Source organism: Methanospirillum hungatei, assembly GCF_020216685.1.
GTDB classification, from domain to species: domain Archaea; phylum Halobacteriota; class Methanomicrobia; order Methanomicrobiales; family Methanospirillaceae; genus Methanospirillum; species Methanospirillum hungatei_B.
Map to the genome: position 1 here is coordinate 1 of NZ_JAIWNS010000196.1, position 9,691 is coordinate 9,691.

7 protein-coding genes are annotated in these 9,691 nt (G+C 46.8%); 5 read left to right on the forward strand and 2 right to left on the reverse strand.

Going from position 1 to position 9,691, the window contains the following annotated elements:
* The first annotated feature begins 97 nt into the window (after positions 1 to 97).
* From LDL35_RS12090 to LDL35_RS12100, 3 genes are read left to right on the forward strand one after another with little or no spacing between them, the layout of a single operon-like run.
* A complete protein-coding gene (locus LDL35_RS12090; RefSeq protein WP_304022722.1) occupies positions 98 to 1,525 on the forward strand; it encodes a hypothetical protein in 1,428 nt (475 codons plus the stop codon).
* A 57-nt stretch (positions 1,526 to 1,582) separates the two neighbouring features.
* Positions 1,583 to 2,527: a tetratricopeptide repeat protein gene (locus LDL35_RS12095; RefSeq protein WP_304022724.1), complete on the forward strand. Its 945-nt coding sequence runs from the start codon at positions 1,583 to 1,585 to the stop codon at positions 2,525 to 2,527.
* 56 nt (positions 2,528 to 2,583) lie between these two features.
* Positions 2,584 to 4,455 (forward strand): clostripain-related cysteine peptidase, encoded by a 1,872-nt coding sequence (locus LDL35_RS12100; RefSeq protein ID WP_304022727.1) that lies wholly within the window; start codon positions 2,584 to 2,586, stop codon positions 4,453 to 4,455.
* Here LDL35_RS12100 and LDL35_RS12105 read toward each other — a convergent pair whose 3' ends face one another.
* Positions 4,456 to 5,793, reverse strand: a complete 1,338-nt coding sequence (locus tag LDL35_RS12105) for a DJ-1/PfpI family protein (RefSeq protein ID WP_304022730.1) — start codon at positions 5,791 to 5,793, stop codon at positions 4,456 to 4,458.
* Positions 5,794 to 5,863: 70 nt separating this feature from the next.
* Between LDL35_RS12105 and LDL35_RS12110 the strand changes: the two genes are divergently transcribed.
* Positions 5,864 to 7,747, forward strand: a complete 1,884-nt coding sequence (locus tag LDL35_RS12110) for a clostripain-related cysteine peptidase (protein WP_304022733.1) — start codon at positions 5,864 to 5,866, stop codon at positions 7,745 to 7,747.
* Between the two features lie 11 nt (positions 7,748 to 7,758).
* Here the strand turns inward: LDL35_RS12110 and LDL35_RS12115 are convergent, their stop codons facing one another.
* Positions 7,759 to 8,535 carry a hypothetical protein gene (locus tag LDL35_RS12115; protein WP_304022744.1) on the reverse strand — a complete coding sequence of 259 codons (777 nt, stop codon included), beginning with the start codon at positions 8,533 to 8,535 and terminating at the stop codon, positions 7,759 to 7,761.
* A 95-nt stretch (positions 8,536 to 8,630) separates the two neighbouring features.
* Between LDL35_RS12115 and LDL35_RS12120 the strand changes: the two genes are divergently transcribed.
* A partial coding sequence (locus tag LDL35_RS12120; RefSeq protein WP_304022747.1) for a TrkA family potassium uptake protein occupies positions 8,631 to 9,691 on the forward strand: 1,061 nt, incomplete at its 3' end.

Below are 9,691 nucleotides of genomic sequence, written 5' to 3' on the forward strand. Positions count from 1 at the left end.
TGGGGCTGCACTTACTGTCACCAACCTAATAAAAATAGTAAGCTTTAAATATATAAAGATCTTTCGGTTAACTTAACCGCGTAACTCATATTGGGATATGGGATCTCTTTCTCATGTCTATTCGATCATCATCACTCTGCTTATGCTCGTGATGATGTCTGGTTTCTGTACCGCCGAGGAAGTCTCGTATCTCACCTATAATGATACAACAGCCGGGTTTTCCTTTGACTATCCGGAGGGTGCATCTCTTGTGTATGCGGCAGATGCAGATACGAGGGAATTAGCTGTCCAGACTCCGAATAATGTCACGATGATTACCATCGTGGTAAGAACAACTGACCAGCAGCTGGAAGACCTGACATCTGACTTGGTTTCTTCCGTCTCCCTCCTCCCTGAAGGAACGGTGGTATCAAGCGGGCCAGGGGTCCTTGGAGATAATGATGCCTTCTTCCTTGATTACCAGTGGGTCAGGAATGATACCCCGGTCAGAACATACACGATTACAACCGTAAAAGACGGCAGATCGTTCACCGTGAGTTATGATAACCGCGCAGATCAGTTTGAAACGGAAAAAATCCAGATTGATCCAATGATTGAGTCGTTCCGGTTCATTGAGCGTGATACTGAAGAAAAGAACTACCCCGGATACTCCTACTACCCTGGTATGGTGTATGATGTCTTTGGCATGCCGATGTATGATGAGAGTGAGTATGCCTGGTATCCCTACTCGTATGGCTGGGACGGGTCAACCGGGTATCAGCTACCGTATCAGAACGCCGGTCAGTTCCCACAATATACCGGGTATAATCCCTATTCCTCCTACCCTCAGTACCAACAGTATCCCCAGCCAACACCAATGCCGACTCAGGGAATGATGCCCGGCTATACGTCAATGCCAACGATCATTCCGACGATGATGCCCACAGTCCAGCCCTACCAGACGCCGATAACAGTCCCGGTCAGTTCAGGGGGAGATATAAATCAATTGATTAATGACGGACTTGACTATCTCACAAAAAAGCAGTACAAGCAGGCTGAACAGAATTTCAAGGCAGCATTGCAGATAGATCCTTCAGATTTCGTTGCGCTGTATGGCTATGCGAAGGTTCTGTTTTTCGGGTATGAAGGTCGCGAAGAAGAGGCCCTGGAACAGGTAAAATACGCGGTATCATCAGCATCCGGTTCTGCCAATAATTCTCAGTTGGCAATAATCTACACATTAAAGGCACAGATAGAAGGGTATCTGAAGAGATATTCCGATGCTCTACAATCCATTGACTTTGTCATTGCTCATGATGATCCGCAGTATCTGGCCGGGGATTATTATCTCAAGGCAAAACTTCTCTATGATAGCGGGGCTCCTATTCAGGATGCAATTGCAGCAGCACAAAAAGCCGTGGACCTGGCACCCGATAACGGGGATTATATCTCCCTCCTGTCCAAACTGAAAAGTTCATCAGGACAGAGCAGCAGTGGCTCGGTTTATCCGGAGGTCTCTCCTGTTCCGACATGCACCCAGGGATAATTTATCCTTTTTTAGAAATTTTTATCCGGTATGAGTCCGATTCCTCATTGGTGTCATATGCCTGGATTACATACTTCTCTGATGAAAGCAATAGTGCTTGTCTGGTGCGGGCTTCTCCTGGTGATTATTCCCTCTGCCCTATGTGATAACACTTCATCACCGGAGAGCATAGATAAGGGGCTTTTTACCGGAGTTCTCAATACCCTGAACACAGGGTACTCCGGAAGTGGTGGAACGGCAGATGACCTTCTTGCTGAAGGGGAGCGTCTCCTTTTGAATGGATCATTTTCAGACGCCACCAGAGCATTTGATAAGGTTCTCGAGACTGATCCGGATTCATCTTCCGGCTGGCTGGGTCTTGCCCGTGCACAATCCGGTGCAGGAGAACAGGAGCAGGCCCTGATATCCTTAGATGAGTTCCTGTTTCGCCATCCGGATGCATGGCAGGGGTATCTTCTGCAGGGAACAATCCTGACATCCCTTCAAAAATATCAGGATGCGGTTGCCAGTTATAAGAAGGCACTTGAGCTGAATTCTACCGATGCTCTTGCCTGGGCCGGATATGGAGCAGCACTCTATGGGACAGGTTCGTATGAGGATGCCCGTGATGCCTGTCAGCAGAGTCTTTCATTACGTCCTGATTTACCATCGGCTCATTACTGGGAGGGAAAAAGCCTGTACATGCTTGGCGATGAAACCGGGGCTTTATCCAGTTTAAACCAGACGGTATCCATTGACCCGGGGTTTATTGAGGCTTATCTTGCGATATCTGATTTATATGCAAGATCAGGAAAAGGGGATGACGCACTTGTGGTGATTTCGACAGGCCTGGATAGAAATCCCTCTTCATTCCTGCTCTGGAAGGAGAAGGGACGCCTCCTTGAAGATTTGAACCGGAGATCTGAAGCGCATTATGCATATGAGCAGGCACTCAGTCTGAATCCGGATGATTCTGATGTCCGTCAGCGAATGACCAATATCTCTCTTGGATCTGAATTATGAGTAAATTCAGACATCCGTATCTTTTCTACTACCTCCTCATAGCTCTGGGTTTATCCATGGTTGTATTCCCGGTGGTATCTGATATTGAGCAACCTTCAAATGAGTATCATGGAACACTTCTTGCCTGCTATCTGGTCGGAAATGACATCGAGTCTCAAAACCGTCTTGGAGATTATGGGTTCATCACCCAGAACCTCCTTGATATGCGGGAAGGGTACGGTTCAGGAAACCCGAATCTCACCGTCATCATCGCATATGGCGGAGCGGATAAGGAGGGATGGCGTGGGATGCGGGTATATTCTCTTGCCGATGCAACGTCCGATTTTCTGGATAATGGCCGGTATGACTCCTGGGATACGTATACCCGTTCCTATCCTGATTACAATATGGGCACAAAGGAGTCATTTCAGGAGTTTTTATCCCTCCTTGAGCCGTGGAGAAATGCCGAAAGAATATACCTGATCATGAGTGGTCATGGTGCGGCATACAAGGGAGCATTTCCTGATGAAAATTATGATACTGGAAATATCCCGCTTTCTGATCTGAAAGACGCTCTTGCTCAGTCAGGAATTCACTTTGATCTGATCGGCCTTGATACCTGCCTGATGGGAACCATAGAGGTTGCAGATGCGTTGTCAGGCGCGACCCGGTATCTCCTTGCATCTGAAGAGACGGAACCGTCACGTGGTTGGAATTACTCCATGATAACCCAAGAGCTGGTGAACAATCCATCAGTTGATCCAAAAGAACTCGGTATTCATATCATCGATGGCTATATCAGATACCAGGTACCAAACAGCCCGGCAACGCTCTCCCTGATTGATATAGATGCCATTCCTGCGGTTATCAGTTCTCTGGATGAGTTCTCCCGTTCATTACATACGGTATACAAAGATCCTGAAGGGAAGCGGATCATAGAAGAGATCCTTACCGATTCCGGTGAATTTGGCCTTCAGATGTATATGAGCCTGAAGACAGATGAGCGGATCTTCATATCATATACGCTGGATATCATCTCATTTGCCAAAAATATCCGCAATGCACTCCCTGCCATGCATCCTTCAGCAGATGCGCTTATCCAGTCAGTATCTGATGCAGTTGTCTATCATACCGAGCAGAAACGACCATATGCACATGGTCTTTCAATCTTCTCACCGGTTCATAAGGAGATAATCCTTGAACATATCTTTGAATACTCACCGGCCATAGCGGTATCCGAAGAATGGTACTCATTCCTGATACAGTTCTTCAGATCTGTCCTCTCTGACAAAGAACGGCCGGTATTGACCGATTCAGAAGATGGGATTCTGGTCAGGGATGATGGATATGCCACCGTCCAGATAGAATTTGTCCGTCATAATGCTGATGGTGATGTCCTTCTTGGTGCAGAACCGGCATACGCGTACCCATCCGGTGAGTATGTTCTCCCTGAGTGGGACGGAAGGGCATTTCATCTGAAGGATCCCAAGACCGGGAAGATTCAGATTATACCGGTTTTCTTCCAGCGAAGAGTTGATGATCAGACTGAAGAGTATTATGCATTTTCACGGATCTCAAAAGAGGATGATCCTGATGAGTCATGGATCTGTATTGACATCTACTTCGAGAGTACTACTGGCCGGACAACCATGTTCTTTCTCTATCTCGGACCTGATGAGGAGAATATCCTGAAAGTCGCACGTTCAGGCAGGTTGAATTCCTTATCTGATATGACAGGCATTGGTATCATCCCATATGCAGTGGTTCAGTATAAAAACGGGAAAAGAACCTGGCAGCCGGTAGCCTCCCGTCCGTTTGAACTTAATGAGGACGTCGTCACCAGTTATGAGGCTGTTGCCTGCGGTTCGTATGATTATTTCCTGGTTGCAACAGATATGCATGGCAACCGGGCGGAAGGACAGAGAAAGAGGTTGGATCTGCCCTGCTGATCAGGGAATAATGATCTCTTTCTCTCTCAGTATATCCCCTTCCTTACCAAAGAGGGTAAGATATGCCGTGATCCCTTTTGGGGCATTCACACTGATAACCACTTCATAACAGCCCGATCCTTCAATCTTCTTCTCATCGTAGGCTATACTTGAATCACCGTCACCCTGTGTTTTGAGAATATCCAGAATCCCACTTCCCACGCCGTTCCCCTCAATACAGGCTCGCAGGGTAAGATCTTCCCAGGTGATCTCTGCAATTCTGATGTCATCAAAGAGGAGGGCAACTGACTTTTTCACACTACTGTTCGTGTTATTCACTTCAATCGTCCAGTTCCGAAGAGTTCTGTTTGATTCATTATACTCATTCGAATTCTGGTATACATCTTTGAAGGTGATATCCTGGATCATCCCCTCAATTGGAACTTTGTTTGTTGAAAAGTCTCTTTTTGCCCCAAGCAGGGAGGGATCTATATATACAACCGACCCATATGGAATGAATGCCCCGGTAAACTGCTCATAGAGCAGGCATGCATTATTATCCGGTGAGATGGTCAGTATCCAGTCCCCCCGTACCGGAATCTGAACTGATGTATTCAGGACCGGGATGCCAAATGACTCACCTGCCCACGTATCACGAACAAGACCCTCCCTGATCCCTGACACGACCGCTGATCGGAGTCGCTCAGGAATGACATACACGGATTTTCCATTCTCCTGGTCTCCAAGATATAAAACCCCGAGATTATTTGTGATTTCACGGGCGATGATCTCCCTGACAATAATCTCTGTCCAGGTTTGTGCCGATGCAGGTCCCTGTGCCGTGATAATGGTATCGGTAATCACTCCTTCTGCCTGATCCAGGATAGCGCCGGATTGCTCCAGAAATACCCGGTTTTTCTCATCAGGAACCGATACCTTTACCCCGTTCAGGATCCCTGCATTCGCCAGAGCCAGCGTCCCGTTCCCGATCCCGGCACAGATCGATCCTGCCTGGGAAGCATTTTGTAATATCCGGGTGAGCGGTTCAGAGCTGAAAAGAGAACTCATATCACTGCCCCCGATGATAATGATTGCTGTTTCATTGGTTATCATGTCAGAAATACTGTCAAGTGACTGCACCTCTCTGTCTGATATCAATTGACCATCAGGATCAGGGCCTGCAAGGGTCCAGGTGATATCATATGATGTGAGTTCACGAACCACCATCTGAAATGACTCTTCATCAAAACCCGCAGACGGGATGACTACAAGAGCCTGTATCGGGTCAGATATGGTTTCTGATGCCATTCCCTGGCCGGATAGCAGAATGATCATTACAAGTAGCAGTATCTTTTTCATGGATCACTGACCTCATCCGTTCTCAAAAGGAAGAAATAATAGTATAATGACATATTGATTGATGAATGTTATGCACCTCTTTTCACATGGTCCTTTTCCAATATTTTCCCTTCTTCTCCTGATTCTGCTTTCTGTTTCTATCGCGACGTCTGCAGATGTTCCTACGACCAGGATTGCTATATACATGGTCGGCAGTGACCTTGAATCAGAGTCACATCTTGGTACCGCAGAGATCAAGGAGATATTATCCGGTCTTTCCGGTGATTCCAGGCATATCGATCTTCAGATTGCATTCGGGGGTGCACGGAGTATGGGATGGTCCGGTATGACCATCGCAGATAAAGAAGATCTTCAGGATGACTACCGTGACGGTGTTATCGGAAATGGTCACTATGCATTCAGAGATCCCTCAATGAATATGGGAGATACAAAAGGGCTGGCAACATTCGTTGAATACCTAAATGATCTCCCTGCATCTGACCGGAACATCTTCATCTTCTGGGATCATGGTGCATCTCTTGCCGGGCTGTGTTTTGATGAAAATTATAACTGGGATCAGCTGACGATGCAGGAGATCACCGATGCACTTGAAAAGTCCGCAATAACCTGGGATCTTATCGGTATGGATGCGTGTCTGATGGGTTCTCTTGAGGTCATGCAGGCAGTCTCTCCATTCGGCCATCTGCTTTTGGTTTCAGAAGAGGTTGAACCGGGCCATGGATGGGATTATGAGATCCCGTTACGGGCCCTCTCTGATAACCCCTCAATACCGATTGAAGAATGGGGGAAGCTGGTCATCGATTCATACATGGACAATCCACATCATGAGCCGATGAAAAAGACCCTCTCCCTTGTTCAAATGACAAGTCTCCCGGATTTGGAAGAGAATCTCTCTCTCCTTGGCACATTTCTTCGTGAACAGATGGATCAAAAACCAGTATACGAGGGCATTGGCACTTCTTTTTATAATGCCCAGAGATTCGGGTATGATCCCAGAAAAGATATCGAGGTCTCGGTTGATCTTGGGGATCTGTCAGATAATCTGGGGATGCATGTCAAAGACTCCTCTGATATCATCGGCCAGGTGAAACAGACCATGGCCAGTGCGGTATTATACCAGCGAAATGACGGTTCAAGGCCGAAATCAACAGGCATTTCAACAATCTCTCCACGGAACAGGCATGTGGATGAAATCTCTGCATCATCTGGCAATCGTGTTAATAATTCAACATGGCTCTCATTTCTTAAGAATTATGTCTCGTATATATCCACCGACTCGAGTAAACCTGTGATAACCACTCTTGGGAATGGGACGTTTCAGGTGAGTGATGACCAGGGTATTCAGATGGTGATGGTAAAGACCGACTGGATGCCTGACGTCACAAACTTCACGCATTCATTCGGGATGAAAGCAGATCCGGTATATCCCGATGCTCAAGGGATCTATACTCCAAATCCGGATGATAAAACCTTTTACCTGACCGATACCGGGACCGGGAACCGCTCGTATTTTTTCAATACCTATTATGGAACTGATATCAATGGAACTGAGTTATATTTTGGATTTGTAAATATTACAAGGGGGTCAAAGACCCGTGAGACTGCAATCAATATCATGCAAAGTCAGGATGGCCTGATACAGTATGCTCTCTTCCCATACGAGGTCAATCCCTCAACCGGGGAGTATCTGTTCTCCAGAATACCTCTCACCGTCAGAACAGGGGATATCATAACACCGGTGATCGTCGAACGGTTTCTGGGTGGTGAATCCAGATGGCAGTATTCGTCCCTCGATCCCCTCCTGATAACCGGTGATCTTGCGATTGAACGGGACCGGCTCCCCTATGGGTCATATTTACCATCATTGTGGGCGTATGATTACAATATGAATTATGATATCTATCTCATGGATGTGCTGCGGTTTCCGAACAGTGCAGAGATAATCTCACCGTGATCATCGATGAATTACCTCTTTTTTTCTATCCCGGTCCAGTATGTATAGAAAAAGTCATCACCTCCGGTTGCCCTGGTGACCATGAGATATGTGCCCGGCTCGGGATTGTCAAGAACAAGCATCTCTGAGAGAAAATTCTCTATCCCCTGTGACCAGCAGTCCTGGCATTCATCGGTTGAATTATAGGTAAATTCCTCGTATGAGTCCGGAAGATTTGTCCCTTTCTGGACATAGAGATCAAGGTTTGTCCCCTCTCTTGACTCAGTCATAAATATCACCCGCTCAAGGCCGGGAGGAATATAGGTTTCAAATACGGAATGTGTCTGATTCTGAATAACTCCCATGTCTATCTGTTCATGATAGACATACATGACGAGAATTTCTGCTTTTCCTCCTGATGAGTCCGATGAAAAATACACCGGATATCTTCCTGGATCGAGGATCAGGTATTCGCTGCTGATATTTTTCAGGGTTAAAATCCGGGGATATCCGGTCTGGACCTCGGTGAAGAGATCAGGCACGAAAAAATTATCATAGCCCTCTCCAACCGTCAGATTCCATTCAGTCCCGTTCTCCCCCCATCCGTATACCCTGACAAAACCCGTCTCACTGTCACGGATATCCAGGTCAACCCGGATAGGATGGTCAGGGGATACCTCCCCGCTCATGTACGTTGAATAGACCGGACGGAAGAGATCTGACTCAGGGTTATAGATTGTGTGTTCTGCACCGTTTACTATCATGATGAGTGTCAGGAACAGGAGTGCTGCTGGAATATGGGAGTTCACATTCCTGTATTGGATCACCTGATTGTATAGTTATTGCTATCCCTCCTTCCTGATGGGCGGTTATATATGGTTTCAACGCAGAACCCGATCAGGGTATGATTCGATCAATACGGCGCCTGCTCCGAAATATCCAGTCTTCGTACGAGAAGCAGGTTCTTTTTTCGCTCATTCTCTTCTCAATAATCATTCTCGTATGGACGGTGCTCTTTTATTATATCCATAACCAGTACGAGGAAAACCCCATCACTCCGTTAGAGGCCCTGATTTTTGTTGTTGAGACTGTCACAACCACCGGATATGGAGAACTGCTCCCGTTCTCACATGATTATCTCTGGATATTCGTCCTGGTCATGATGATATCCGGCGTTGTGATGTTCCTGATGCTGATAAATCTCTTTATCACTCCAATCATTCAGAACAAGGTCCATCCGGTTCCTCCTGCCTCGCTGACCTATCCCTGTGCCGGTCATGTTGTCATTTTCGGGTATAATCCGGTCATAGTTGAGGTACTGGAGCATATTCATAGTCTGGGTGTTGATATTGTTCTTATCGAGGAAGATGAGACAAAAGCCCTCATGGAGACCGCTTCTCTTCCCAGACTGGTTCAGGTCATCTATGGCCGGTTTGATGAAGAGAAGACATGGAAAAGTGCACGAGTCTCTGAATGCAGGTACATCCTCTTCTGTCTTGAGGACTGGATATCTGCCGAGGTTATTCTGGGTCTCTCGAAGAAGACTGATGCACGGATTATTGTAATAACATCCGGTCATGAGGCTGATCAGCTATTATCTCTCTGTGGTGCAGATATCCTGGTCCATTCCAGGGATATTGTCGGGACTCTGACCGCCCGCCATGCCCTCCTTGCAACAGAACCAGATGCCCTTGAGAAAAATCCTCTTATGCAGGAGATCCTGCATGAAACCTCCTCTGCATTTGGAAGTTGCAGGTTTGTCCGTATCCCGGTGATACCAGGCAGTATTGCTGAGGGAAGGACCATCTCCTCACTCCGGTTTGAAGAGGATTATCAGTTCAGGCTGATTTATCTCCTCAAAAAAGGCGAGGTTATCCTTTCTCCCCCTGGAGATATGATTATTGACAGGTCAATGGTGCTCTTTTTCATAGGGCCAGGTGCAGGATTATTCAGGCTTATCAGTGG

Coding starts and splice junctions, on each gene's coding strand:
- LDL35_RS12100 (WP_304022727.1), top strand. CDS start 2,584: ATGGTTGTATTCCCGGTGGTATCTGATATTGAGCAACCTTCAAATGAG.
- LDL35_RS12105 (WP_304022730.1), bottom strand. CDS start 5,793: ATGAAAAAGATACTGCTACTTGTAATGATCATTCTGCTATCCGGCCAG.
- LDL35_RS12090 (WP_304022722.1), top strand. CDS start 98: ATGGGATCTCTTTCTCATGTCTATTCGATCATCATCACTCTGCTTATG.
- LDL35_RS12110 (WP_304022733.1), top strand. CDS start 5,864: ATGCACCTCTTTTCACATGGTCCTTTTCCAATATTTTCCCTTCTTCTC.
- LDL35_RS12095 (WP_304022724.1), top strand. CDS start 1,583: ATGCCTGGATTACATACTTCTCTGATGAAAGCAATAGTGCTTGTCTGG.